The 26,168-nt window shown below is 73.5% G+C and carries 22 protein-coding genes; 16 read left to right on the top strand and 6 right to left on the bottom strand.

All coding sequences use genetic code 11. The features are described from left to right. Positions 1-137: 137 nt before the first annotated feature. Both ACFTZA_RS14930 and ACFTZA_RS14935 read right to left on the bottom strand, forming a co-directional pair. Positions 138-872, bottom strand: a complete 735-nt coding sequence (locus ACFTZA_RS14930; protein ID WP_378196450.1) for an MIP/aquaporin family protein — start codon at positions 870-872, stop codon at positions 138-140. A 163-nt stretch (positions 873-1,035) separates the two neighbouring features. After that, entirely contained in the window at positions 1,036-2,784 is a 1,749-nt protein-coding gene (locus ACFTZA_RS14935; protein ID WP_378196453.1) for an FAD-dependent oxidoreductase, read from the bottom strand. Positions 2,785-3,021: 237 nt separating this feature from the next. Here ACFTZA_RS14935 and ACFTZA_RS14940 point away from each other — a divergent pair, with 237 nt between their 5' ends. Next, complete coding sequence (locus tag ACFTZA_RS14940) at positions 3,022-3,972, top strand: sugar-binding transcriptional regulator (protein WP_378196456.1); 951 nt, start codon at positions 3,022-3,024, stop codon at positions 3,970-3,972. Positions 3,973-4,042: 70 nt separating this feature from the next. Next, complete coding sequence (locus ACFTZA_RS14945; protein ID WP_378196458.1) at positions 4,043-4,576, top strand: amino-acid N-acetyltransferase; 534 nt, start codon at positions 4,043-4,045, stop codon at positions 4,574-4,576. Between the two features lie 13 nt (positions 4,577-4,589). On the opposite strand, the gene ACFTZA_RS14950 is transcribed toward ACFTZA_RS14945, so the two are convergent. Continuing rightward, complete coding sequence (locus ACFTZA_RS14950) at positions 4,590-5,492, bottom strand: A/G-specific adenine glycosylase (RefSeq protein WP_378196461.1); 903 nt, start codon at positions 5,490-5,492, stop codon at positions 4,590-4,592. 141 nt (positions 5,493-5,633) lie between these two features. On the opposite strand from ACFTZA_RS14950, the gene ACFTZA_RS14955 reads away from it, so the two are divergent. Beyond that, positions 5,634-6,410 (top strand): hypothetical protein, encoded by a 777-nt coding sequence (locus ACFTZA_RS14955; RefSeq protein WP_378196463.1) that lies wholly within the window; start codon positions 5,634-5,636, stop codon positions 6,408-6,410. On the opposite strand, the gene disA is transcribed toward ACFTZA_RS14955, so the two are convergent. Both disA and radA read right to left on the bottom strand, forming a co-directional pair. Then, on the bottom strand, positions 6,401-7,486 hold the full coding sequence (gene disA / locus ACFTZA_RS14960) for a DNA integrity scanning diadenylate cyclase DisA (RefSeq protein WP_378196466.1): 1,086 nt from the start codon (positions 7,484-7,486) through the stop codon (positions 6,401-6,403). The two genes, ACFTZA_RS14955 and disA, sit on opposite strands and share 10 nt — an antisense overlap. A gap of 97 nt (positions 7,487-7,583) precedes the next feature. Continuing rightward, positions 7,584-9,035: a DNA repair protein RadA gene (gene radA, locus ACFTZA_RS14965; RefSeq protein WP_378196469.1), complete on the bottom strand. Its 1,452-nt coding sequence runs from the start codon at positions 9,033-9,035 to the stop codon at positions 7,584-7,586. 101 nt (positions 9,036-9,136) lie between these two features. Here radA and ACFTZA_RS14970 point away from each other — a divergent pair, with 101 nt between their 5' ends. The 7 genes from ACFTZA_RS14970 (at position 9,137) to araA (ending at position 16,573) form a co-directional block, all read left to right on the top strand. Next, complete coding sequence (locus ACFTZA_RS14970; protein WP_378196472.1) at positions 9,137-9,697, top strand: potassium channel family protein; 561 nt, start codon at positions 9,137-9,139, stop codon at positions 9,695-9,697. 118 nt (positions 9,698-9,815) lie between these two features. Continuing rightward, positions 9,816-10,409 carry a hypothetical protein gene (locus tag ACFTZA_RS14975; protein WP_378196475.1) on the top strand — a complete coding sequence of 198 codons (594 nt, stop codon included), beginning with the start codon at positions 9,816-9,818 and terminating at the stop codon, positions 10,407-10,409. A gap of 71 nt (positions 10,410-10,480) precedes the next feature. Next, complete coding sequence (gene proC, locus ACFTZA_RS14980) at positions 10,481-11,335, top strand: pyrroline-5-carboxylate reductase (protein ID WP_378196478.1); 855 nt, start codon at positions 10,481-10,483, stop codon at positions 11,333-11,335. Next, positions 11,332-12,435: a LacI family DNA-binding transcriptional regulator gene (locus ACFTZA_RS14985; protein ID WP_378196481.1), complete on the top strand. Its 1,104-nt coding sequence runs from the start codon at positions 11,332-11,334 to the stop codon at positions 12,433-12,435. Before proC ends, ACFTZA_RS14985 begins: the two co-directional genes overlap by 4 nt. Before the next feature lie 144 nt (positions 12,436-12,579). After that, positions 12,580-14,211 (top strand): xylulokinase, encoded by a 1,632-nt coding sequence (locus tag ACFTZA_RS14990; RefSeq protein ID WP_378196484.1) that lies wholly within the window; start codon positions 12,580-12,582, stop codon positions 14,209-14,211. 22 nt (positions 14,212-14,233) lie between these two features. Then, positions 14,234-14,977: an L-ribulose-5-phosphate 4-epimerase gene (locus ACFTZA_RS14995; protein WP_378196487.1), complete on the top strand. Its 744-nt coding sequence runs from the start codon at positions 14,234-14,236 to the stop codon at positions 14,975-14,977. Between the two features lie 87 nt (positions 14,978-15,064). After that, positions 15,065-16,573, top strand: coding sequence for an L-arabinose isomerase (gene araA / locus ACFTZA_RS15000; RefSeq protein ID WP_378196490.1), 1,509 nt, complete (start codon positions 15,065-15,067; stop codon positions 16,571-16,573). A 98-nt stretch (positions 16,574-16,671) separates the two neighbouring features. Here the strand turns inward: araA and ACFTZA_RS15005 are convergent, their stop codons facing one another. Further along, on the bottom strand, positions 16,672-18,207 hold the full coding sequence (locus ACFTZA_RS15005) for an alpha-N-arabinofuranosidase (RefSeq protein WP_378196493.1): 1,536 nt from the start codon (positions 18,205-18,207) through the stop codon (positions 16,672-16,674). Positions 18,208-18,360: 153 nt separating this feature from the next. Here ACFTZA_RS15005 and ACFTZA_RS15010 point away from each other — a divergent pair, with 153 nt between their 5' ends. From ACFTZA_RS15010 to ACFTZA_RS15035, 6 genes are all read left to right on the top strand, one after another. After that, a complete protein-coding gene (locus ACFTZA_RS15010; protein ID WP_378196495.1) occupies positions 18,361-19,380 on the top strand; it encodes a LacI family DNA-binding transcriptional regulator in 1,020 nt (339 codons plus the stop codon). Positions 19,381-19,663: 283 nt separating this feature from the next. Beyond that, positions 19,664-21,025: an ABC transporter substrate-binding protein gene (locus tag ACFTZA_RS15015; protein ID WP_378196498.1), complete on the top strand. Its 1,362-nt coding sequence runs from the start codon at positions 19,664-19,666 to the stop codon at positions 21,023-21,025. Positions 21,026-21,096: 71 nt separating this feature from the next. Further along, on the top strand, positions 21,097-22,050 hold the full coding sequence (locus ACFTZA_RS15020; RefSeq protein WP_378196502.1) for a carbohydrate ABC transporter permease: 954 nt from the start codon (positions 21,097-21,099) through the stop codon (positions 22,048-22,050). Then, on the top strand, positions 22,047-22,976 hold the full coding sequence (locus ACFTZA_RS15025) for a carbohydrate ABC transporter permease (RefSeq protein ID WP_378196505.1): 930 nt from the start codon (positions 22,047-22,049) through the stop codon (positions 22,974-22,976). Before ACFTZA_RS15020 ends, ACFTZA_RS15025 begins: the two co-directional genes overlap by 4 nt. Before the next feature lie 82 nt (positions 22,977-23,058). Further along, a complete protein-coding gene (locus ACFTZA_RS15030) occupies positions 23,059-24,570 on the top strand; it encodes an alpha-N-arabinofuranosidase (protein WP_378196508.1) in 1,512 nt (503 codons plus the stop codon). 397 nt (positions 24,571-24,967) lie between these two features. Further along, positions 24,968-25,981: an ABC transporter substrate-binding protein gene (locus ACFTZA_RS15035; protein WP_378196511.1), complete on the top strand. Its 1,014-nt coding sequence runs from the start codon at positions 24,968-24,970 to the stop codon at positions 25,979-25,981. Positions 25,982-26,168: the final 187 nt, after the last annotated feature.

The raw sequence follows: 26,168 nt of genomic DNA on the forward strand, positions 1-26,168 counted from the left end.
GGGGGGGGGCTGGGGTGTGGGGGTTGGTGGGGGGGGGGGGGGGGGGGGGGGGGGTGGGGGGGGGGGGGGGGGGGGGGGGGGGGGGGGGGGGGGGGGGGGGGGGGCCCCCCCACGACGGGAGGGAGTGCGGGAGAGGGTCAGGCGTAGACGGGTGCGAGGAGACCGGCGAGGACGCCGCCGATGATCGGGCCCAGGACGGGGACCCAGGAGTACGACCAGTCGCTGCTGCCCTTGCCCTTGATGGGCAGCAGGGCGTGGGCGATGCGGGGGCCGAGGTCACGAGCCGGGTTGATGGCGTACCCGGTGGGGCCACCGAGGCTCGCGCCGATGCCGACGACGAGGAGGGCGACGGCGAGCGGGCCGAGCTCGTTCGGCGTGTTGCCGAACATGAGGACGACGAACACGAGCACGAAGGTGCCGAGGATCTCGGTGACGAGGTTCCAGCCGTAGGAGCGGATCTCCGGGCCGGTGGAGAAGACGCCGAGCTTGGTGGCGGCGGGCGCCTCCTCGTCGAAGTGCTTCTTGTACGCCAGGAAGGCGAGGAGCGCACCGATGGCGGCACCCGCCATCTGCGCGGTGATGTAGAAGAACCCGTTCGCGGCGGTCACCGGGATGCCGGGGGCGAACTCCTCGGCCCCGCTCGCCCAGATGCCGAAGGTCACGGCGGGGTTGATGTGGGCGCCGGTCTTGTACGCGACGAAGACACCGGCGAACACGGCGAGGCCCCAGCCGAAGTTGATGAGGAGCCAGCCGCCGTCGAATCCCTTGTTCCGCGGGAGGATGACGTTGGCGACGACGCCGGCGCCCCCGAGGAGCAGGAACATGGTGCCGAGGAACTCGGAGAAGAGGAGCTCGCCTGTTGACACGTCCATCGTGTGCTCGCTTTCTTGATCGGACTTCGCTGTCGCAACCCCGACGACGCTCGGTGCGTCGTGGTCCTCGTCGGCCCGGGGCGACGTCGCTCCCGGGCGGTGCGGGTGCGGCCGAGGGGGTCGTCCCGGCCGCACCCGTCATGCAGTTGTGCGCTCCGTGCGCTCAGCCCACGCGCAGGGGCTGCAGGGGCGAGACGTCGGGTGCGTCGAGACGGGTCCGCTCGGCGCTCGCGTCGTCCGGCTGCCGCTCGGCGGCCGCCTCGGCGTTCGCGCGCTCGGTGTACTGCCTGACCTCCTCGTCACGCGTCGAGTCGTCCCAGCCGAGGATCCCGGCCGCGATGTCGGCGATCTCCGGGAGCGCTGCGAGACCGCGGTCGGCGATCTCGTAGTTGAGGCGCGTGCGGTGCAGCAGCAGGTCCTCGACGTGCAGCGCCCCCTCGTGGGAGACGCCGTAGGCGATCTCCGCACGCAGGTACGCCGGTGCGTGCTCGAGAGGCTTCGCGAGGTCGGGCTGCGCCTCGCACAGCTCGACGATCTCGCGCAGGTTCGAGCCGTACCGGTGGAGCAGGTGGTCGACCATCCCGGGCGTCCAGCGGTAGCGGGACGCCCACGGGCGGGCCTGGCGTCGTACGGCCTCGAGCCCGACGGCGCCGAGGAGCGGGATCGTGTGCGTGATCGACGGCAGGGCGCTCGCCCGCTGGCCGATCGCGAAGTCCACCGCGTCCTTCGCCATGACGCGGTAGGTCGTGAGCTTGCCGCCCGCGATCACGGTGAGCCCGGGCGTGGGGGAGGCGACGGTGTGCTCGCGCGACACCTTCGCCGAGCTCGTCCCCTCCTTGGTGCCCGGCTGCAGCAGGGGCCGCAGGCCGGCCCACGTGCCGATGATGTCGTCGCGCGTGAGCGGGTGAGCGAGCACGGCGTTCGCGTGCTCGAGCACGTAGTCGATGTCGGCGGACGTCGCGACGGGGTGCTGGAGCTCCTGCTCCCACGGGGTGTCCGTGGTGCCGATGACCCAGTACCGCGACCACGGGATGACGAACAGCACCGACTTCTCGGTCTGCAGGATCAGGCCGACCTGTCCCTTGATCCGCTCGCGCGGGACGACGATGTGGACGCCCTTGGAGGCGAGCACCCGCAGGCCGCCGTCGCTGCCCGCGAGCGCCTCGGTGTCCTCGGTCCAGACACCGGTGGCGTTGATCACCGAGCGTGCGCGCACGGTGAGCTCGTGGCCGGTCTCGAGGTCGACGAGGACGGCGCCGTTGACCGCGCCGGTGGCGCCCTTGGTCAGGGAGACGACCTGCGTGCGCGACGCGGCGTGGGCCCCGTACGACGCTGCGGTGCGCACGAGCGTGCTCACGAGGCGGGCGTCGTCGACGGACGCGTCCCAGTACTGCACGGCGCCGACGGCGGCGTCGTGCGCGAGGTCGGGGAACTTCTTCTCCATGCGGTGGCGGCTCAGGTGCCGGTGGATGGGCATGGCGCGCTTGCCGGGGGCCACGCTCGCGAGCGTGTCGTAGAGCGCGATGCCGGCGCCGACGTAGGCGCGCTCCCACACCCGGTGCTCGAGCGGGTACAGGAAGGGCACCGGCCGCACGAGGTGGGGCGCGATGTCCCGCAGGAGCAGGTCGCGCTCGGTCAGTGCCTCGTGCACGAGGTGGAAGTCGAGCATCTGCAGGTAGCGCAGGCCGCCGTGGACGAGCTTGCTCGACCGGCTCGACGTGCCCGCGGACCAGTCCTGGGCCTCGACGATCGCCGTCGACAGGCCGCGCGTCACGGCGTCGAGCGCGATGCCCGCTCCGGTGACGCCCCCGCCGATCACCAGGACGTCGAGCTCGGCGTCCGCGCTAGTGCTGGCCTCGAGCGCGGCCAGCGCCTGCTGGCGCGACTCCGCGGTGAGTCTCGTGGATGCCATCCGTCCAACCTCTCTCGTCGCCCACGTGCGCACGCCCCGAGATGCCGACGCACCCGGTGCGCTCACAGCGACGGTCCCACGCCCCCCGCAGGTGCGCGAGGGGAGCCGCGCTGCTCAGAGGCCGTCGCTCGTACCGCGACGTCTCCGCACGACCTTCACACCACCACGCCGCGAACGGACGCGCAAGCGCTGTGCACGAACGTGCACACTGGGGGTGGGCGAAGGGAAGGAGCCGTCATGGTCGACCGGGAGCAGGACGTCCTGCGTGCGGCGTCGATGTACTACCTGCAGGACATGAAGATGGAGGCGATCGCGAAGCACCTGCGCACGTCCCGGTCGACCGTCTCGCGGCTCGTCAAGCGGGCGCGGGAGACGGGGCTCGTCGAGATCTCGCTACGACCCACGAGCAGCCGCGCGCCGGGTGTCGGGCAGCAGATCGCGAGCGCGTGGGGCATCGACGCCTACGTCGTGCCCGTCCCCGACCAGGCGGCGCAGGTGGACCGTCTCGAGCAGGTCGCGATGACGACCGCGCGGCTGCTGTCCACGTGGTTCGACTCCGACATGATCCTCGGCATCGCCTGGGGGACGACCCTCTCGGCGGTCTCGCGCCACCTGCCCCGCAAGGCGACGCGGGGGAGCGCCGTCGTGCAGCTCAACGGGGCGGCGAACACGCGCACGTCCGGCGTGCACTACGCGGGCGACCTCATCGCCGGGTTCGGCACGGCGTTCGACGCCCACGTGCACCATTTCCCAGTCCCGGCGTTCTTCGACTACGCCGAGACGAAGCAGGCCATGTGGCGCGAGCGGTCCGTGCGCCGCGTGCTCGACGTGCAGCACCGGGCGGACATCGCGCTCTTCTCGGTCGGCGCCGTCTCCGGCGGCGTCCCGTCGCACGTCTACGCGGCGGGCTACCTCGAGCCGGAGGACATCGCCGTGCTGGAGCAGGAGGGCGTGGTCGGCGACGTCTGCACGGTCTTCCTGCGGCCCGACGGCACCTACCGCGACGTGGCGCTCAACGAGCGCGCGACCGGGCCGTCGCCGGACGAGCTGCGCCGGGTGCCGCGACGCGTGTGCGCGGTCGCCGGCGACAACAAGGTCGTCCCTCTGCGCGCAGCCCTGCGCGCCGGCGTGGTGACCGACCTCGTGGTCGACGAGATCACCGCGGCCAGGCTCGTCGACGAGGGCTGACCGCAGCGCGTGACTATGCGCAGGAGTGGATAGGCATGCATCGAGCGTCGTCGCCGCGTACAGTGTCGGCGTGCCGTCCCAGCCCTCGGTCGACCGCGTGCCGGTCCACGTCCGCCCGGCGATGCCCGCCGACGTCCGTGCGATCCGCACGCTCGTGCAGCCGTACGCCGAGGAGCGCATCCTCCTGGCCAAGGAGATGGTGGGCTACTACGAGTCCGTGCAGGAGTTCGTGGTCGCGGCGCCCGAGGGCCGCGACGACGTCGTGGGGTGCGGGGCGCTCCACGTCATGTGGGACGACCTGGCCGAGATCCGCACGCTCGCCGTGGACCCGGCGTGGCGCGGGCGCCGCGTCGGCGACGCGCTCGTGGAAGAGCTGCTCGCCCGCGCCCGCGCGCTCGGCCTGCGCCGCGTCTTCTGCCTGACCTTCGAGGTCGGCTTCTTCGCGCGGCACGGGTTCCGGCCGATCGAGGGCACGCCGGTGTCGGCGGAGGTCTACACCGAGCTGCTGCGCTCCCACGACGACGGGGTCGCCGAGTTCCTCGACCTCGCCCGGGTCAAGCCGAACACGCTCGGCAACACGCGGATGCTCCTCGAACTGGGCTGACGCCGGGGCCAGGTCAGGCCGGCAGGCGCAGCGCCTCGCCGTCCTGCTCGACGAGACCGTCCTCCACGAGGCTCGCGACGCAGCGGTCGAGCTGCGCCGCGTCGTGCCACACCGCCTCGACGAGCCGCCGGGGGACCGGGCCGGCGGCGTCGCGCAGCGCGGCCATGACGCGGCCGCGTACCTGACGATCGGTCCCCGCCCACGCCTGCGTGTGTCGCCTGTCGGCGTGCTCGTCGGCGGGCCGCCCGGCCGCCCGCCAGGCGCACAGGTCCCGTACCGGGCACGCCCCGCACCGGGGTGTGCGCGCGGTGCAGACGAGCGCACCGAGCTCCATGGACGCCGCGGCCCACCGCGTGGCGGAGGCGTCGTCGTCCGGGGCGACGGCCGTGGCGAGCGCGCGCTCGGCCGCCGTGTACGACGGCGCGGGCAGCGCACGGCCGGCGACCGCGCGGGCGAGGACGCGGCGCACGTTCGTGTCCACGACGACCGCCCGGCGCCGGTGCGCGAACGCGGTCACCGCGGCGGCCGTGTACTCGCCGACCCCCGGCAGCGCGCGCAGCGCCTCCTCGCCGTGCGGCACGGTGCCGCCGTGGCGCTGCACGATCGTGCGCGCGCACTCCTGCAGGCGCAGCGCCCGGCGCGGGTAGCCGAGCCGTCCCCACGCGCGCAGCACGTCGGCGGTCGGGGCGGCCGCGAGGTCCGCCGGCTGCGGCCAGCGGTCGAGCCACTCGCGCCACACGGGCTCGACGCGCGCGACGGGGGTCTGCTGCAGCATCACCTCGCTCACGAGCACGCCCCACGCCGTGCGGTCGTCCGCGCGCCAGGGCAGGTCCCGTGCCGTGCGCCCGAACCACTCCGCGACGGCGTCGCGCACCGCGGCGTGCGGGTCCGCGGGTGCCGAGGGCGGTGCTGTCACGGCGACTCCTTCCGTTCTCCGGCGCCCGGCTCGGCGGGCGCGGCGGGGTGGGCCGCCGTCCCGGCGCGGCTCGGCCGGGACGGCGCCGCGGGCCACTAGCGTAGGAGCCCACGTCCCACGCACGAGACTCCGGGAGCACGGGTGAGCACGCAGAGCACGCAGAGCACGCGACCGTCGCGGGCCGTCCTCGTGCGACGCCGTGCCCTCGCGCTGCTCGTGCTCGCGGCGCTCGTGACGGGTCTCGTGCTGCTCGGGCAGGTCGTGGTCCGTGCCGTCGGGCCCATGGTCGGGGGTGGCGGCACCGACACGCCGGGCCGGGCGGCACCGCCGACGCCGGAGCCCCTCGGGCCGCCGCGCGACTGCGGCGTCGGCGCGCTCGAGCTCACCGTCGTGCCGACGGACACCGAGTTCACCGTCGATGAGGCGGTCGAGCTCCAGGTGACGATGCGCCACGTCGGCGCGCGGCCCTGCCTCGTCGACGGCTCGGACGCCGGACGACCGGTGCTGGTGCGCGCCGGCGAGGAGGTCGTGTGGTCCTCCGCGCACTGCGCGACGGGGGAGCGCCCGCTGCTCATGAGCCGCGGCGACGAGGTGTCGGCCACCGTGCGCTGGGACCGCCGTCGCTCCGTCGAGGGGTGCGCCCCGGACCAGCCCGAGGTGGCGCCCGGGACGTTCACGGCGGTTGCGGTCGTGGCCGGCGTCGACGAGCTGACGAGCGCACCCGTGACGTTCACCGTGCTCGACCCCACCCCGCCACCGGCGCCGACCCCGACCGAGCCCGCGACGTCCGGCGAGCCGCCCGCCCCGACCGAGCCGGCGGCGCCCACGCAGGAGCAGGGGACCGGTGAGCAGGTGCCGCCGGCCGCCCCGGAGACCTCCGGTGAGCCCGCGGCCCCGCCCGCCGGACCTCAGACGTAGCGCTCGAGGATGCTCGACTCGGCGAGCCGCGACAGGCCCTCGCGCACGGCCCGCGCGCGCTGCTCGCCCACGCCGTCGACCGTCATGAGGTCGTCGATGCTCGCGGCCAGCAGCTTCTGCAGGCCGCCGAAGTGCGCCACGAGCCGGTCGATGATCGTCGCCGGGAGTCGCGGGACCTTCGACAGCAGGCGGTAGCCGTGGGGTGCGACGGCCGCGTCGAGCGCGTCGCCACCGCCCGGGAGGTCGAGCACGCGGCCGATCTGCCCGAGGTCGAGCAGCTGCGTCGAGTCGAGACCGCCCAGCGACTTCTGCACGTCCGCCAACGAGCGGTCCTTGCGGTTCAGGTCGACGTAGTCGCGGATGACGAACTCGCGGTCCGAGCCGATCCCGCCGAGGAGCTCGTCGAGCTGCAGGGCCAGGAGCCGCCCGTCGGTCCCGAGCTCGATGACGTAGCCGGCGATCTCCTCGGAGATCCGGGCCACCATCTCGAGCCGCTGCACCACCGCGCACACGTCGCGCACGGTCACGAGGTCCTCGATCTCGAGGGCCGAGAGCGTGCCGGAGACCTCGTCGAGGCGTGCGCGGTACCGCTCGAGCGTCGCGAGCGCCTGGTTGGCGCGGGACAGGATGGTGTCGGAGTCCTCGAGCACGTGCCGCTGCCCGCCGACGTAGAGCGCGACGATCCGCATCGACTGGCTCACCGAGATGACGGGGAAGCCGGTCTGCTTGGCGACGCGCTCCGCCGTCCGGTGCCGCGTCCCGGACTCCGTCGTCTCGATCGTCGGGTCCGGCAGGAGCTGGACGGCCGCGCGCAGGATCCGGTTCGCCTCGTGGTCCAGCACGACGGCGCCGTCCATCTTGGACAGCTCGCGCAGGCGCGTCGCGGAGAAGCCGACGTCGAGCTCGAAGCCGCCCGAGCACATCTCCTCGACCACCCGGTCCAGGCCGAGCACGATGAGGGCGCCCGTCCGGCCGCGCAGGATGCGTTCGAGGCCGTCGCGCAGCTCGGTGCCGGGGGCGACGGCGGCAAGGGTTTCCCGGAGCAGCTCGTCGGGGTGCGCGGGGGAGGTGACCACGACGCGATCCTACGCCGCGGCCCCTCTCGAAGCCCGGGCCGACGCGTGTTCCGGCGGGGAACCGGTCACGATCCGGTCACGTCCCGCGCCGACCCGCTCACGACCGGGCGAGCTCGAACGCCTCGCCGAGGTGACGGGCGGGCAGGACCGTCATGCCGTCCACCGGCCGGGGGAACGACCCGCGCGGCACGACGGCGCGCGTGAAACCCAGCCGCGCGGCCTCGGCGAGCCGCCGGTCGAGGCCGGAGACCTGCCGGATGTCGCCCGCCAGCCCCACCTCCCCGAACGCGACCGTCCCGGCCGGCAGCGCGGTGTCCTCGCGCGCCGACAGCACGGACAGGGCGATGGACAGGTCGGCCGCGGGCTCGGCGACCTTCGCGCCGCCGACGGTCGAGACGTAGACGTCCTGGTCGACGAGGCGCACGCCGGCGTGGCGGTGCATGACCGCGAGGATCATCGCGAGGCGGCTCGCGTCGACGCCGTTCGTGGTGCGCCGCGGGTTGCTCAGCGAGCTCGGCACGACGAGCGCCTGGATCTCGAGCGCGAGCGGCCGCCGCCCCTCGACGGTCACGGAGATGCACGTGCCGGGCACGCCCGCACCGGTGTGCGAGAGGAACAGCCCGCTCGGGTCGGCGAGTCCGACGATCCCGTCCTCGGTGAGGTCGAAGCAGCCGACCTCGTCGGTGGGCCCGTAGCGGTTCTTGACCGCGCGCACGAGGCGCAGCCGCGAGTGGCGGTCGCCCTCGAACTGGCACACGACGTCGACCAGGTGCTCGAGCGTCCGCGGCCCGGCGACCGACCCGTCCTTCGTGACGTGGCCGACGAGGATCACCGGGAGGTCGCGCGCCTTCGCGGCCCCGATGAGGGCGGCGGCGACCTCGCGCACCTGCCCGACCCCGCCCGGGGCGCCCTCGACCTGGGCGGACGCGATGGTCTGCACGGAGTCGACGACCAGGAGGTCGGGCTCGGTCGCCTCGACGTGCCCGAGGACCGTCGCCAGGTCGGTCTCCGCGGCGAGGAGCAGGCCGGGCGCGAGGGCCCCGACCCGCTCGGCCCGCAGGCGGACCTGCCCCGCGGACTCCTCGCCCGTGACGTACAGGACGCGCTTCGGGGCCGCGGGCGCGCCCGGGGCCGCGCCGCGGTCCGCCGTGGGCAGGTCCGACGCGCCGGCGGCGACGTTGCTCGCGACCGCGAGCAGGAGCGTGGACTTGCCGACGCCCGGCTCCCCGGCGAGCAGCACGACGGCGCCGGGCACGATGCCGCCGCCGAGGACGCGGTCGAGCTCGGCCACGCCGGTCGGAGCGGCCCGCGCCGCCTCGACGTCGATCTCCGCGATGGGCCGCGCCGGCGAGCGCGTGGGGACGACCGCCGTCGTGCGCGGGCCGGACGCGGCGGGCGCGTCCTCGGTGACCGTGCCCCACTCCTGGCACTCGCCGCACCGTCCCGCCCACTTCGCGGTGGTCCACCCGCACTCGGTGCAGCGGTAGGCGGGGCGGGTGCGCTTGGCGCCGGCCCCGGACCGGGCGGGCGCGCTCGTCGACGACGTCACGCGGCCACGGTAGCGGTGGCCCCCGACACGCCGTCGCGCCCTGGAGCGGCCGGCTGACCGGCGCGCGAGCGCTCCGTCGCGGGACGCGCCATCCTGGGCGCATGCGAGCGCTCCGGCACGACAGCGGCTGGTGGACCCCGGTCCTCACCCTGGTCTCCGCCGCCGCGTGCCTGACCGTCTACTACGGCGTGCCGCTCCCGCGCGACGGCGACCCGGGGCCGGCGCAGCTCGTCGTGTTCGTCGCCGGGCTGGTGCTCCTGTGCGCCGTCCTGACGGTCCAGGTGCGGCGCCAGGTGCGCGCGGGGCACGAGCCGAGCGTGCGCGTGCAGTCCGTCGTCGGGCTGCTGCTGCCGCTCGTGGCGTTCTTCGCCGCGACGTACTACGTCATGGCCGACGACTTCGTCGGCATCGCGACGCGCACGGACGCGCTCTACTTCGCGGTCGTCACGCTCGGGACCGTGGGCTACGGCGACGTCCACCCCACGGGCGAGCTCGCGAAGGTCGTCACGATGGTCCAGATCGTCCTCGACCTGCTCGTCGTGGGCGTGCTCGTGTCCGTGGCCACGGGGCGCGTGCGCGCACGCGCCGAGCGGCGTGCGGTCGCCGGGGCGCGCGGCGGGGCGCACGACGAGATCCCGGGCTCGGGGCCCCGCGCGCCCTAGGCTGGGCGCCGTCGAAGGAGGATCACCGATGGGCCAGCCGACGAGCAGCCGACCCCCCCACGGCCCCGTCCGGCCGCGCGACGCGGTGGGGGCGAGCGACCGCCGGCACACCCGACCCGTGCCGCCGGCCGTCTACCGGCGCCGTCGCCTCGTCGCGCTCCTCGCCCTCGTGCTCGTCGTGGCGCTCGTCGTCGCGCTGCTCGCGCTCGTGTGGCCGGGGTTCGCGCGGTCGGGCGGCGAGGAGGAGCCCGCACCCACCGTGACCGTCACCGCGGACCCGGCGACCCCGACGCTCGAGCCCGTGGAGCGCACGGCGAGCACGCCCTTCGCGCAGGCGCTGCCCGCGACCGTGCTCGACCTCGCGCTGCGCAGCGACGCCGCGACCGACGCGTGGACCGCCGCCGGCGCGCTCGAGGCGTACGAGCTGGTCTACGCCGACGGCGAGGACGAGGGCGCGACGACGGTCACCGTGGTCGCGGGGCAGTGGCCGACGCCCCAGGAGGCGGAGACCGCCGCGACGGCCCTCCTCGAGGGCGTCGAGCCGGCCACGCAGGACGACGTCACGGTCGGGGGCGAGACGGTCGGCACCGTCGTCGTCGTCCCCGGGGACGAGGGCGAGGCCACCGTCACGTGGCGCAACGGGACCGCGGTCCTGCGGGCCACCGGGCCCGCCGACGTCGTCGAGGACGTCTACGCCGCCTACCCGATGTGACCCGGGCCGCGGCATCTGCGCGAGTCTGCGCAAGAATGCCCTGGTCCACCGCTGATCGGAGCTGACCACGCATGAGCGACACCCCCCACCGCCCACGCCTCGCCGTCCTCGGCGCAGGGGTCATGGGCGAGACCGTCCTGTCCGGCGCGCTCGCGGGCGGGTGGGACCCCGGGGACGTCGTCGCCACCGTCCGCCGGCCCGCGCGCCGCGACGAGCTCGCCGGGCGTCACGGCGTCGAGGTCACCGACGACAACGTCGCCGCGGTCCGCGGCGCGGGCGTGGTCGTGGTCGCGGTCAAGCCCAAGGACGTCGACGCCCTCCTGGCGCAGGTGCGCGACGTCGTCGGCACCGGCACGGTCGTCGTGAGCGTCGCCGTCGGCCTGCCCACGGCGTTCTACGAGGGTCGCCTGCCCGCCGGGACGCCCGTGGTGCGCGTCATGCCGAACACGCCCTCCGTCGTCGGCGCGGGCGTGAGCGCGGTGAGCCCGGGCTCCGCGGCGACCGACGAGCACCTCGCGCTCGTCGAGCGCATGCTCGCGGCCACGGGTCTCGTGCTGCGCGTCCCGGAGAAGGACCAGGACGCCGTGGGAGCGCTGTCGGGCTCCGGTCCGGCGTACGTCTTCTACGTCGTCGACGCGCTCGCGGAGGCGGGGGTGCTGCTGGGGCTGACCCGGGCGACCGCCCTCGAGCTCGCGACCGCGACCGTGCGCGGCGCCGCGACGATGCTGGCCGAGACCGGCGAGCACCCGGCGATCCTGCGCGAGCGGGTCTCGTCCCCCGGGGGCACCACGGTCGCGGCGCTGCGCCGGCTCGACGCCGGCGGCGTGCGCGCGGCGTTCCTCGACGCGCTCGAGGCGGCGCGCGACCGCTCGGCCGAGCTCGCCCGGACGCTGGGCGAGGAGACCGGGACGGGGTCGGCCGGATGAGCGCGTCCGGGCCGTCGCCCCGCACGCGTCCGCCGGCGATGGCCGACGTCGCGCGGCTCGCCGGCGTGTCGCACCAGACCGTCTCGCGCGTGCTCAACGACCACCCGAGCGTGCGGCCCGAGACGCGCGACCGCGTGCTCGACGCGATCGCGACGCTCGGGTACCGGCGCAACAGCGCGGCCCGCGCGCTCGTGACGATGCGGTCGGGGACGGTCGGCGTGGTGACGACGGGGTCGGCCCTGTACGGCCCGACGTCGACGCTCATCGCGGTCGAGGAGGCGGCTCGTGAGCAGGGCTACTTCGTGAGCGTCGCGACCATCCGCCGGTACGACGCGGCGACGATGCACCGCGTGCTCGAGCACTTCATGGACCAGGGCGTCGAGGGGATCGTCGTCATCGCGCCGCAGACGGACGTCGCCGACGCCGTCGACTCCTTCCGCGCGCCGGTGCCGGTCATCATGATCGCGGCGCGCGACCGCCCGGGCGTCCCCGAGCAGGTGCAGGACGGTGCCGGGGGAGCCGAGGGTGCCGGTGCCGCCGAGGGCGCCGGGAGCATCCTGCCGATCGCCGTCGACCAGCGCCTCGGCGCGCGGCTCGCGGCCGAGCACCTCCTGGGCCTGGGCCACCGCACGGTCCTGCACCTGTCCGGCCCGCTCGACTGGTTCGACGCGCGCGAGCGCGAGACGGGGTGGCGCGGGGCGCTCGAGGACGCGGGCGCACCGGTGCCGGACCCGGTCCGCGGGGACTGGTCCTCCGACCGCGGCTACGCGGTGGGCCGCGAGCTCGCGGACGCCGTCCGGGCGGGGGACGGGCCGACGGCGGTGTTCGCGGGCAACGACCAGCTCGCGCTCGGGCTCCTGCGCGCGTTCTGGGAGTCCGGGGTGCGCGTGCCGGACGACGTGTCCGTCGTCGGCTTCGACGACGTCGCGGGCGCGGGACACTTCATCCCGCCGCTGACCACCGTGCGCCAGCCGTTCGGCGCGCTCGGCCGGCGGGCGATCGCGCTGATGCTGGACGCGTTCGCCGGGGCGGTGGTGCGGCCCGTCTCGATCCCGCCGGAGCTCGTGGTGCGCGAGAGCACCGCCGAGCCGGGCCGGTGAGCGCGCGGACCACGAGCTCCCGCGCGCCCGACCGGCGCCGTGCGGCGGCGGAGCGTCGGCAGCACGGTTGGCCACAGGGCGTGTGAGCGCTAACATCGGCAGCGGACGTACAGGGACGCGACGACGCGGCGAGGAGAGACTTCGATGGTGCAGCAGGACGACGTGACCGCGATCCGGACGGCCGTCACCGCAGGGACGACGGCGCTCGGCATCGAGCTCGGCTCGACCCGGATCAAGGCGTGCCTGGTCGGGCCGGACGGCACGCCGATCGCGAGCGGCAGCCACGCGTGGGAGAACGAGTACGTGGACCGCACGTGGACGTACTCCCTCGACGCGGTCGAGACGGGGCTGCGCGAGTGCTACGCGGACCTGGTGGCCGACGTGGAGGCGCGCTACGGCGTCCGCCCGACGACGTTCGGCGCGCTCGGGGTGTCCGCGATGATGCACGGCTACCTGGCCTTCGACGCCGCCGGTGAGCTCCTTGTCCCGTTCCGCACGTGGCGCAACACGTCGACCGGTGCCGCCGCCGCCGAGCTCACCGAGCTGCTCGGGTACAACGTGCCGCTGCGCTGGTCGGTCGCCCACTGGTACCAGGCGGTCCTCGACGAGGAGCCCCACGTCGACGACGTCGCGTCCCTCACGACGCTCGCCGGGTACGTCCACCGCCGGCTCACCGGTCGCCACGTGCTCGGCGTCGGCGACGCGTCCGGCATGTTCCCCGTCGACCCGGCCACGCGCGACTACGACCGTCGCATGCTCGACCTGCTCGACGAGCGCGTCGCGACACGGCGCGCCCTGCCGAAGCTCGAGGAGCTGCTGCCCCGCGTGCTGGTGGCGGGGGAAGAGGCCGGCGCGCTCACGCCCGAGGGCGCCGCGTGGCTGGACCCCACCGGCACGCTCGAGGCCGGCGTGCCGCTGTGCCCGCCCGAGGGCGACGCCGGGACCGGGATGGTCGCGACCGCGTCCGTCACCCCGCGCACCGGCAACGTCAGCGCCGGGACGAGCATCTTCGCCATGGTCGTGCTCGAGCGGCCGCTCGAGAGCGTCCACCACGAGATCGACGTCGTCACGACGCCCGCGGGCGACCTCGTGGCCATGGTCCACTGCAACAACGGGGCCAGCGAGCTCAGCGCGTGGGCCTCGCTGCTCGGCGAGCTCGCGGCGGCCCTCGGCAGCACCGCGACGCCGGACGACGTGTTCGGCGCGTTCTTCCGTGCCGCGCTGGACGGCGACGCCGACGGCGGTGGCCTGCTGGCCTACAACTACCTGTCCGGCGAGCCGATCACGGGCCTGGAGGAAGGGCGCCCGCTCGTCGTGCGCACCCCGGACAGCCGCCTGACCCTCGCCAACTTCGCGCGCACGCAGGTCTACGGCGCGTTCGGCACGCTCGCCCTCGGGATGCGCGTCCTGGCGCGCGAGGGCGTCGCGGTCGACGCGATGTTCGCCCACGGGGGGATGTTCCGCACCGCGGGCGTCGCGCAGCGCCTGCTCGCGGCCGCGATCGACGCGCCCGTCACCGTCGGCCGCACGGCCGGCGAGGGCGGCGCGTGGGGCATCGCGGTGCTCGCCGCCTACCTGCGCGACCGTCTCGCGGCGCCGCAGGACGCCGACGCGCGCGCGGCCGACCTCGGCGGCTACCTGCGCGACCACGTCTTCGCCTCGGCCGAGCTGGACACGGTCGAGCCCGACGCCGCCGACGTCGCCGGCTTCGCCGCCTACCTCGAACGGTACGACGCCGGCCTCGCGGTCGAGCGTGCCGCGACCGCCGCGCTCTGAACCCACGAAGGAGACACCCCGCATGACCACCTCGACCCCGACCGGGTCCGCCGCGCCGCTCGCCGGCGTCCCGGCCGAGCTGCGCGACGCCGTCGACACCGCCAAGGAGCGCGTCGCCGCGCTGCACGCCGAGCTGCCCCGCTGGGAGCTCGTCGTGTGGACCGCGGGCAACGTCTCCGAGCGCGTCCGCGGCGCGGCCGCCGACGGGAGCGACGACCTGCTCGTCATCAAGCCGTCCGGGGTGTCGTACGACGACATCACGCCCGAGGCCATGGTCGTGTGCGACCTCGACGGCACCCTCGTCGAGGGCGACCGCTCGCCGTCGTCGGACACCGCGGCGCACGCCTACGTGTACACGCACATGCCCGAGGTCGGCGGCGTGGTGCACACGCACTCGACGTACGCCACGGCGTGGGCGGCGCGCGGCGAGGCCGTCCCGTGCGTGCTGACGATGATGGCCGACGAGTTCGGCGGCGACATCCCCGTCGGCCCGTTCGCGCTCATCGGCGACGACTCGATCGGCCGCGGCATCGTCGAGACCCTCCGCGAGTCGCGCAGCCCCGCGGTGCTCATGCGCAACCACGGGCCGTTCACGATCGGCAAGGACGCGCGCGCCGCCGTCAAGGCCGCGGTGATGTGCGAGGAGGTGGCGCGGACCGTGCACGTCAGCCGCCAGCTCGGCGAGCCGACGCGCATCGCGCAGTCCGACGTCGACTCGCTGTACGCGCGGTACCAGAACGTCTACGGCCAGCAGCCCGCCCGCTGACACCGGCCGGTCGACCCGACCGGCACGACCACCCGGCGCCTGCACCGACGCGACGCCGCAGCCACCGACACGAGAGATGTGGAAGCCATGAGCAAGCCCTACGCGGACCGCGAGATCTGGTTCCTCACCGGCAGCCAGGACCTGTACGGCGAGGAGACCCTGCGCCAGGTCGCCGAGCAGTCCCAGGAGGTCGCGCGCACCCTCGACGCGTCGTCCGACGTGCCCGCCACCGTCGTGTGGAAGCCGGTCCTCAAGGACTCCGCGTCGATCCGGCGCGCGATGCTCGACGCCAACGCGGACGACCGCGTGCTCGGCGTCGTGACGTGGATGCACACGTTCAGCCCCGCCAAGATGTGGATCGCCGGCCTCGACCAGCTGCGCAAGCCGCTGCTGCACCTGCACACCCAGGCGAACGTCGAGCTCCCGTGGGACACGATCGACTTCGACTTCATGAACCTCAACCAGGCCGCGCACGGCGACCGCGAGTACGCGTACGTCGCGACGCGCCTCGGCGTCGCCCGCACGACCGTCGTGGGGCACGTGACCAACCCGGCGGTCACGGCGCGCGTCGGCGCGTGGGTGCGCGGCGCCGCGGGCTGGGCGGCCACGCACGAGCTGCGCCTGGCCCGCTTCGGCGACAACATGCGCAACGTCGCGGTCACCGAGGGCGACAAGACGGAGGCCGAGCTGCGGTTCGGCGTCTCGGTGAACACGTGGGGCGTGAACGACCTGGTCGCCGCCGTCGAGGCGGTGTCGGAGGCGGACGTCGACGCGCTCGTCGCCGAGTACGAGGACCTGTACGACGTCGTGCCGGAGCTGCGCAAGGACGGCGACCGCCACGAGTCGCTGCGCTACGCCGCGCGCCAGGAGATCGCGCTCGAGACGTTCCTCGAGTCGGTCGGGGCCAAGGCGTTCACGACGAACTTCGAGGACCTCGGCGACCTGCGCCAGCTGCCCGGCATCGCGGTGCAGCGGCTCATGTCGAAGGGCTACGGGTTCGGCGCCGAGGGCGACTGGAAGACCGCCGTGCTCGTGCGCGCCGCGAAGGTCATGGGCGAGGGCCTGCCCGGCGGCGCGTCCCTCATGGAGGACTACACCTACGACCTCACGCCCGGCAGCGAGAAGATCCTCGGTGCCCACATGCTCGAGATCTGCCCCTCCCTGACCACGTCGAAGCCGCGGGTCGAGATCCACCCCCTCGGCATCGGCGGCAAGGAGGACCCGGTCCGCATGGTGTTCGACGCCGACCCCGGCGTGGGCGTCGTCGTCTCGCTCGCCGACATGCGCGACCGCTTCCGCCTCACGGCGAACGTGGTCGACGTCGTCCCGCCGAGCGCGCCGCTGCCGCACCTGCCGGTCGCGCGCGCCGTGTGGGAGCCGCGCCCCGACTTCGCGACGTCCGCGGAGGCGTGGCTGACGGCGGGCGGCGCGCACCACACGGTGCTGTCGACCGCGGCCGGCGTCGAGGCGTTCGAGGTCTTCGCCGACATCGCGGGCACGGAGCTGCTCGTCATCGACGAGTCGACGACGCGACGCGGCTTCCGCGACCAGGTGCGCTGGAACCAGGTGTACTACCGCCTCGCCCAGGGCCTCTGACGCCGCGCAGGGCGCGCCTTCCTCGCCGGTGCGGCGAGGGGGCGCGCCCTGCGGCGCGTCGGGCCGGCTCCGCGGCGCCGGCCCGACGAGCGGTCCGGTCAGGCGGACGTGGCGACCCCGGCGAGCGCGGTCCACGACTCCGGCGGGAGCACGACGGTCGTGCACGTCCCGGAGCCGGAGACCCCGGCCCCGAGGTCCACGGCGGACCAGCAGGCCTCGACCACCTTGCGCGCGTGCGCGGGGCCGGCGACGGCGGGCTCGTGGTCGGCGACCATGCGCCACCCCTCGGTGAGCTCGACGTGCACGCCGACGTGCTCGACGTCGACCTCGACCGGCTCCGGGGACCGGTTCGTGAGGAACAGCGCGAGCGCCCCGGTCGCCGGGTCGCTCGTCGCGGCGGCGGTGACGAGCGGGACCTCGCCGTGCCGCGCGGTCGTCGTGGTGGGGGAGTCCACCCGCACGTCGAGCGCCTCGCCGCGCGCGAGGCGCGCCGTCGTCGCGAACGGGTGGAACGTCGGCTGGCGCCACGACTCGCCGCCGGGCTCGGTCATGATCGGCGCGATGACGTTGACGAGCTGCGCGAGCGCCGCGACGGGGACGCGGTCGGCGTGGTTGAGCAGCGTGACCAGGAGGTCGCCGACGACGACGGCGTCGAGCGCGGAGTAGACGTCCTCGATGATGCGCGGCGCGTCGCGCTGGAGCGGCAGGTTCGTCTCGCCGGGGAAGCGGGACTCGAGGTACCAGACGTTCCACTCGTCGAAGCTGATCGTGATCCTCTTGTCCGAGCGGCGGCGCGCGCCCACGGCGTCGGCCGACGCGACGACGCGGTCGATGAAGCGGTCCATCGCGGTGCCGGAGCCGAGGAAGGACGCGCGGTCGCCGTCGAGCTCCTCGTAGTACGCGTGCATCGAGACGTGGTCCACGAGGTCGTACGTGTACGACAGGACCGTCTGCTCCCACTCGCCGAAGGTGTCCATCTGCATCGACGACGACCCGCAGACGACGAGCGAGATCGACGGGTCGACGAGCTTCATCGCCTTGCCGGCCTCGGCGGCCAGCTTCCCGTACTCGTGCGCGTCCTTGTGCCCGATCTGCCACGGGCCGTCCATCTCGTTGCCGAGGCACCACAGGTGCACCCCGTACGGCTCGGTGCGGCCGTTGGCGATGCGCAGGTCGGCCCAGCGCGTACCGGCCTCGCCGTTGCAGTACTCGACGAGCGCCGCGGCGGCCTCGACGCCGCGCGTGCCGAGGTTGACCGCCATCATGGGCTCGAAGCCCTCGCGCTCAGCCCACCGCAGGAACTCGTCGGTGCCGACGAGGTTCGGCTCGACGGTGCGCCACGCGAGGTCGAGGAAGGGTTTGCGGCTCTCCACGGGGCCGACGCCGTCCTCCCAGCGGTAGTTGGAGACGAAGTTGCCGCCGGGGTAGCGCAGCATCGTCACGCCCAGCTCGCGCGTGAGCTCGGCGACGTCGCGCCGGAAGCCGTGCTCGTCGGCGACGGGGTGGCCGGGCTCGTAGATGCCGGTGTAGACGGCACGGCCGAGGTGCTCGACGAAGGAGCCGAACAGGCGGCGGTCGATCGGGCCGACACGGAAGTCGGGGTGCAGGGTCGCACGGGCACGGGGAAGCGACATCGGGTCTCCTGGCTCAGAAGTTCTACAACGTTGCAATCGTACGAGGCCCCGTGCTGGATCTACAACGATGTACCCTGCCGGTGCGCCGTCCTGGCGGGGCGCGCCCGGCGTCCCGGCCGCGGCGTCGTCGGGGAACCGGTGGGAGGAGCTCACATGGCAGTCACCATGCACGACGTCGCGGCGCGCGCCGGCGTGTCGGTCAAGACCGTCTCGAACGTCGTGAACCGGTACCCGCACATCAAGCCGGCGACGCGCGAGCGTGTCGAGCGCGCGATCGCCGACCTCGGCTACACGGTCAACCTCACGGCCCGGAACCTGCGCCAGGGCCGGACGGGCATCATCGGCCTCGCCGTGCCCGAGCTCTCGCTGCCCTACTTCGCCGAGCTCGCCGACTCGGTCATGCAGGCGGCCGAGTCCCGAGGCGCGGTCGTGCTCATCGAGCAGACGGGCGCCGTGCGCGAGAAGGAGCTCGAGGTGCTGCGCAGCCAGCGACGCCTGCTCACCGACGGCCTGATCTTCTCGCCCCTCGCCCTGGGGCCCGACGAGGGCTCGCTCCTCGACGTGTCGTACCCGCTCGTGCTGCTCGGCGAGCGCATCTTCGGGGCGGGCGTCGACCACGTCACGATGAGCAACGTCGAGGCGTCGCGCGCGGCGACGCAGCACCTGATCGACGTCGGGAGGCGGCGCATCGCGGTGATCGGCGTGCACCCCGACGAGCAGATGGGTTCCGCCGCGCTGCGGCTCCAGGGGTACCGTGCGGCGCTCGACGCCGCGGGGCTGCCGTTCGACCCCGCTCTCGTCGGCGAGGCGGGTCTGTGGCACCGCTCGACCGGGGCGGCGGCGATGGAACGGCTGCTCGACCAGGGCGTCACGATCGACGGGGTCTTCGCGATGAACGACGCGCTCGCGCTCGGCGCGCTGCACGTCCTGCACGCCCGCCGCATCGACGTGCCGACGCAGGTCGCGGTCGTCGGGTTCGACGACGTGGACGACGCGGCGTACGCCGCCCCGCCGCTGTCGACCGTGGCGCCCGGCCGCGACCAGATCGCCACGACCGCGGTCGACATGCTGCTCGAGCGGATCGCCGGCGACGGACCTGCCCAGCCGCGACGCGTCGTCGCGGACTTCGACCTGGTCGTGCGCGAGTCGTCCGGCGGCGCGACGGCCGGCTGACCGCGGCCGGGTCGGCCGACCGCCACCCGACCGCCGACGCCCGCTCGTCGCCCGCCCGTCGTCGGAGCGGCCGCGGCGTGCCCGCCGACGCACTCGTCCGCCTCGCGCGTGTCACGGTCCGGTCTCGATCCGCGGCCCGGGAGTTGCACGGTCGAGGGGTCTCGCGCTACAACTTCTCCAACGTTGTACTACAACGTTGGAAAAACGGCCGACTCCGGTGTCGGTCGTAGCGGGCGGTCCCGTGGTCGCCCCGCGCAGCACATCGGTTCAAGGAGGACTCGACATGCGCAGATGGACGATCGGGCGAGCCGCGGCGGCGGGTCTCGTGGCATCAGGACTCGTGCTCGGGCTCGGGGCGTGCTCGGGCGGCGGCGGCCCCGAGGGCGGCGGCGAGAACGAGACGTGCACGAACGAGGTGAAGAAGCCCGACGCCACGCAGGTCTCCGTCTGGGCGTGGTACCCGAGCTTCGAGAGCGTGGTGGACCACTTCAACGAGACGCACGACGACGTCCAGGTCTGCTGGACCAACGCGGGCCAGGGGGCCGACGAGTACACCAAGTTCTCGACGGCGATCGAGGCCGGCACCGGAGCGCCGGACGTCATCATGCTCGAGTCGGAGGTCCTGCCGACCTACACGATCCTCGACTCGCTGGTGGACCTCTCGGAGTACGGAGCGGCAGACCTGAAGGACGAGTTCACCGAGGGCGCGTGGTCCGACGTCACCAACGGCGACGCCGTCTACGCCGTGCCGGTCGACGGCGGCCCCATGGGCATGCTCTACCGCGCCGACATCTTCGAGCAGTACGGCGTCACGCCGCCCACGACGTGGGAGGAGTTCGCCGCCGCCGGCCAGGCGCTGCGCGACGCCGGGTACGAGGGCTACATCACGAACTACCCGACCAACGGCAACGCGCTGAACTACGCGCTGTTCGCCCAGAACGGCTGGGAGCCGTTCGCCTACGACGCCGCGAACCCGACGGAGATCGGCATCTCGGTCGACACGCCGGAGGCCCAGGAGGTCCTGACCTACTGGAAGGACCTCATCGACGCGGGCCTCGTGTCCACCGACGACGCGTTCACGGCCGACTACAACACGAGCCTCGTCGACGGCACCTACGCCGTCTACCTCGCCGCCGCGTGGGGGCCGGGGTACCTCCAGGGCCTCTCGGACGCCGACGACGGCGCCGAGTGGCGGGCCGCGCCGCTCCCGCAGTGGGACCCGGCGAACCCCGTCCAGGTCAACTGGGGTGGTTCCACCTTCGCCGTGACGTCGCAGGCGTCCGACAAGGAGGCCGCCGCCGAGGTGGCGATGGGCCTGTTCGGCGACGAGGAGGCGTGGAAGCTCGGCATCGAGGAGGCGGCCCTGTTCCCGCAGTGGAACCCGATCCTCGAGTCCGACTACTTCACGCAGCTCGAGTACGACTTCTTCGGCGGGCAGAAGATCAACGAGGACGTGTTCCTCGACGCCGCCGCCGGGTACCAGGGCTTCGCGTTCAGCCCCTTCCAGACGTACGCGTACGACCAGCAGACGCAGGCGCTGTTCGCGATGGTCGAGAACGACTCCGACGCGGCGACCGCGCTGGGCGCCATCCAGGACGCCCTCGTCCAGTACGCCCAGGAGCAGGGCTTCACGGTCACGGAGTGACCCCGGTCCGTGGGCCGCCCCGCCGGGGCGGCCCACGGACCCCCTCGACCGTCCGACCATCGGAGACATCGATGTCCGCTACCACCACGCACCGCCCGGTCGACGCGCCCGCCGGCACGGTCGTCCGGCGCCGCACGGCGATCGACTCCCGGCGTCAGCGCTGGGGCTGGTTCTACGTCGCTCCCTTCGCCGTCGTGTTCGTCCTCTTCCTCGTCGCGCCGCTCGCGTACGCGTTCTGGATGAGCCTGCACAACAAGGGCATCGCGACCGGAGGCAGGAGCGTCTTCGTCGGGGCCGACAACTACGTCAAGGCCTTCACCGACACGATCTTCCTCGAGGGGCTGCTGCGCGTCGCGCGCTTCGTCCTCGTCATGGTCCCGATCCAGATCGTCGTCGCGCTGCTCGCGGCGCTCGTCCTCGACACGCTCGCCACGCGGCTGTCGCGGGCGTCCCGCCTGCTCATCTTCGTCCCGTACGCGATCCCCGCCGTCATCGGCGCGCTGATGTGGGGGTTCCTCTACAGCCCGCGCTTCGGGCCCGCGACGGACCTCTTCGGGCTGTTCGGGCTGGCGGCGCCGGACTTCCTCAGCTCGAGCGCGATCTTCGGCAGCCTCGTCAACATCGTGACGTGGCAGTGGGTCGGGTACTACATGATCATCATCTACGCGGCGCTCCGCGCGATCGACCCGTCGGTCTACGAGGCCGCGCGCATCGACGGCGCCAACGGGCGGCAGGTCGCGCTGCGCATCAAGGTGCCGATGATCTCGTCGTCGCTCGTGATGGTCGTCATCTTCTCCCTCATCGGCACGCTCCAGTTCTTCACGGAGCCGCAGGTGCTGCGCAGCGTCGCCCAGGGCGCGATCCCGTCGTCGTACACGCCGAACATGTACGCGTACTCGCTGGCGTTCTCGTACAGCCAGTTCAACTACGCGTCGACCATCGCGTTCGCGCTCGGGATCGTCGTGTTCATCGGCTCCTACGTCTTCCTCTACTCCACGCGCAAGCAGAGCGGACTCACGTCATGACCACCATCTCGACCGACCGCGGAACGGGTCGCGCCGCCACGCGACGTCCGGCGGGGGCGACGGGCCCGGGGACGACGAAGCGCCCCCGCCGCATCGGCTCCCACGTCTTCCTCCTGCTGCTCGTCGTCTACTTCGTCACGCCCCTGTGGTGGCTGGTCGTCGGCTCGACGAAGTCCAACAGCGGGCTCTTCGTCGGGTCGGGCGGCGCGCTCTGGTTCAACGACGAGTTCTCCCTCTGGGACAACGTCCAGGGCCTGTTCGCGCACCAGGGCGGCATCTACTGGACATGGTTCCGCAACTCGTTCGTGTACGCCTTCGCCGGCGGCGTCGGGTCGACGGTCCTCGCCGTCCTCGCGGGCTACGGGCTCGCCAAGTACCGGTTCCGCGGGAAGGGCCTCTTCTTCTCGCTCCTGCTGGGCGCGGTCATGGTCCCGATGACGGCGCTCGTCATCCCGACGTTCGTGCTCCTGAGCAGCTTCGGGCTCGTCAACACCATGTGGGCGGTCATCCTCCCGTCGCTGCTCAGCCCGATCGGGGTCTACCTGGTCCGGGTGTACGCGCAGGACGCGATCCCCGACGAGATGCTCGACGCCGGACGCGTGGACGGCGCGGGGGAGCTCCGCCTGTTCGCCCAGGTGGCGATGCCGCTCCTGAGGCCCGCGATGGTGACGGTGCTGCTGCTCACGACGGTCGCGACGTGGAACAACTTCTTCCTCCCGCTCGCGATGCTGCGCGACACGACCCTGCTGCCCGTCACGGTCGGCCTCAACAACTGGCAGGCGCTGTCGAACGCCGGTTCCGGCGGCGAGCAGGTCTGGAACCTCATCGTGACCGGCTCGCTCGTCTCCGTCCTGCCGCTCGTGGCCGCCTTCCTGGGACTCCAGAAGTACTGGCAGGGCGGGCTCTCGCTCGGCGCCATCAAGTAGGCGCGCACCGCCACCCCACCGGGACGCCGAGGCGTCCTCCGACCCGTCCGCCGGCGTGCGCCGGCCGTACAGGAGCTCCGACATGCACTCCGCGACCCTCACCCTGGACCCCGCCTTCGTCGTGGGGCCCGTCCGCCGCCGGACCTTCGGCTCGTTCGTCGAGCACCTCGGCCGCTGCGTCTACACCGGCATCCACGAGCCCGGTCACCCGACCGCCGACGCCGACGGCTTCCGGGGCGACGTCCTCGACCTCGTGCGCGAGCTCGGCGTCACGACCGTGCGGTACCCCGGGGGCAACTTCGTCTCCGGCTACCGCTGGGAGGACGGCGTCGGGCCCGTGGAGCAGCGCCCGACACGGCTCGACCTCGCGTGGCACTCGAGCGACCCGAACCTCGTGGGCGTCGACGAGTTCATGCGCTGGGCCGCGAAGGCGGACGTCGAGCCGATGATGGCCGTCAACCTCGGGACGCGCGGCGTCCAGGAGGCGCTCGACCTGCTCGAGTACTGCAACGTGCCGGGTGGCTCCTTCTGGTCGGACCGGCGCCGCGCCCACGGCGTCGAGGACCCGTACCGCGTCCGGATGTGGTGCCTCGGCAACGAGATGGACGGCCCGTGGCAGATCGGCCACAAGACGCCGCAGGAGTACGGGCGCCTCGCGGCCGAGACCGCGCGGGCGATGCGCATGATGGACCCGGGCGTCGAGCTGGTGGTCTGCGGCTCGTCGAGCTCCGACATGCCGACGTTCGGCGAGTGGGAGCGCGTGGTGCTCACGGAGGCGTACGAGCACGTCGACCACGTCTCGGCGCACGCGTACTACTGGGAGGAGGACGGCGACCTCGCGTCGTTCCTCGCCTCGGCCGTGGACATGGACCACTTCGTGGAGTCGGTCGCCGCGACCGCCGACCAGGTGCGGGCCGCGGGGAAGCACACCAAGCGGATCCACATCTCGTTCGACGAGTGGAACGTGTGGTACCAGAAGCGCGCCGAGTCGAAGCCGCCGTCGGGCGACGACTGGCCGGTCGCGCCCGTGCTGCTCGAGGACCGCTACAACGTCGCGGACGCCGTCGTCGTGGGCAGCCTCCTCGTCTCGCTGCTGCGCAACACGGACCGCGTGCACGCCGCGTCGCTCGCGCAGCTCGTCAACGTCATCGCGCCGATCATGACCGAGCCCGGCGGTCGGTCGTGGCGCCAGACGACGTTCCACCCGTTCGCGCTCACCGCGCGCCACGCCGCGGGCGAGGTGCTGCGGGTCGCGGTGCAGTCGCCGACCGAGGAGACCGAGCGCTTCGGCGCGGTCCCCGTGCTCGACGCCGTGGCGACGCACGACCCCGAGAGCGGCGACCTCGTGCTGTTCGCGGTCAACCGGTCCACGACGCGGGCGATCGACCTCGACGTCGACCTGCGGGGCTTCCCCGGGCTGCGTCTCGTGGAGGCGCTCACCCTGTCCAACCCGGACCACACGTGGCAGGCGACGGCCGACGACGCGACGAGCGTCGTGCCCGCGCCGAACACCACGGCGAAGGTGGCCGACGACAGGGCTCGCGCCGAGCTGCCCGCGGTGTCCTGGTCGGTGCTGCGCCTCGCGCGCCGCTAGCGGGAGCCGTTCCCGTCGGCCGGGCGGCACCTCCTCCGCCGCCCGGCCGTCGGGGGACGGCTCGAGAGCCCCGGGCGCGGTCCGTGACCGGACCGTGATCCCGGGGCTCTTCACGCTCGTGCGTGTGAGCGCTAACATCAGAGCCGGACGTCGGTGTGATCGCTCACACACCCCGGGTCGGCGAACGTGCCCCGGACCGGGCGTGGTGGGTGACGGCGGGAGTTACCGAAGAGTTATGCGCTGCAGCGGTGCAGGGCTTGCTTTCCGGGCTCCGACAACGCTAGACAATGACACATCTGAACACGTACCAACAAGACTCAACAGGCATCGCAGCCGTTGGGTCGGGTCACGATCGGACCCGGCACGGCGCCGGGCACCGCATCTCAAGGAGGAGAGCATGTTCAGCACGACCAAGGCGCGCACGCGTCTGACTGGTGTCCTCGCCGGCGCGGCGGTGCTCGCACTCGCGGCGTGCAGCAGCGGCGGCAGCGACGGCGGCGGCGACTCCGCCGGCGGTGACGGCGGAGGCGGCGGCGACCTCATCACCGTCGGCTTCTCGCAGGTGGGCGCGGAGTCCGGCTGGCGCGCGGCGAACACGAAGTCCATCCAGGACACGCTCACCGAGGAGAACGGCTTCGACCTCAAGTTCTCCGACGCGCAGCAGAAGCAGGAGAACCAGATCCAGGCGATCCGGTCCTACATCGCGCAGGGCGTGGACGTCATCGCGTTCTCCCCGGTGGTCGAGTCCGGCTGGGACTCGGTGCTCGAGGAGGCCAAGCAGGCCGGCATCCCGGTCGTCCTGACCGACCGCGCCGTCGACTCCGAGGACGAGTCGCTGTACGAGTCGTTCATCGGCTCGGACTTCGTGCTCGAGGGCGAGATGGCCGGCGAGTGGGTCAGCGAGAACCTCGCCACCGAGCCGATCAACGTCGTCGAGCTCCAGGGCACCACGGGCGCCGCCCCGGCGATCGACCGCAAGACCGGCTTCGAGTCGGCGACCGCGGACAACCCGAACGTCACCATCATCGACTCGCAGACCGGTAACTTCACGCGGTCCGAGGGCAAGACGGTCATGGAGGGCTTCCTCCAGGCGCACGACGACATCGACCTCGTCTACGCGCACAACGACGACATGGGCCTGGGCGCGATCGAGGCGATCGAGGCCGCGGGCATGGTGCCGGGCGAGGACATCAAGATCGTCACGGTCGACGCGGTCAAGGACGGCATGCAGGCGCTCGCCGACGGCAAGATCAACTTCATCGTCGAGTGCAACCCGCTGCTCGGCCCGGACCTCGCCGAGGTCATCAAGAAGGTCGTCGCCGGCGAGGAGGTCGAGAAGCGCATCGTCGTCGAGGACCAGTCCTTCACGCAGGAGCAGGCCATCGAGGCCCTGCCGACCCGCGAGTACTGACCCCGACGGAGCGGCGCCCTCCGGGGCGCCGCCCACGGGCGGGGAGCGCCGACGCGCTCCCGAGCCCCCGCGGACCGGTCGCGCGCCGGGGGTCCGCGCGGCCCCCGCGCGCGACCGCCCACAGGTGCGGCCGGGCCCCGGCCCGGGCGGGGGCCCGCGCGGCCCCCACCGCGAGCGCCGGACCGCA

It is taken from the genome of Cellulosimicrobium sp. NPDC057127, assembly GCF_042670945.1.
Taxonomy (GTDB): Bacteria; Actinomycetota; Actinomycetes; order Actinomycetales; family Cellulomonadaceae; genus Cellulosimicrobium.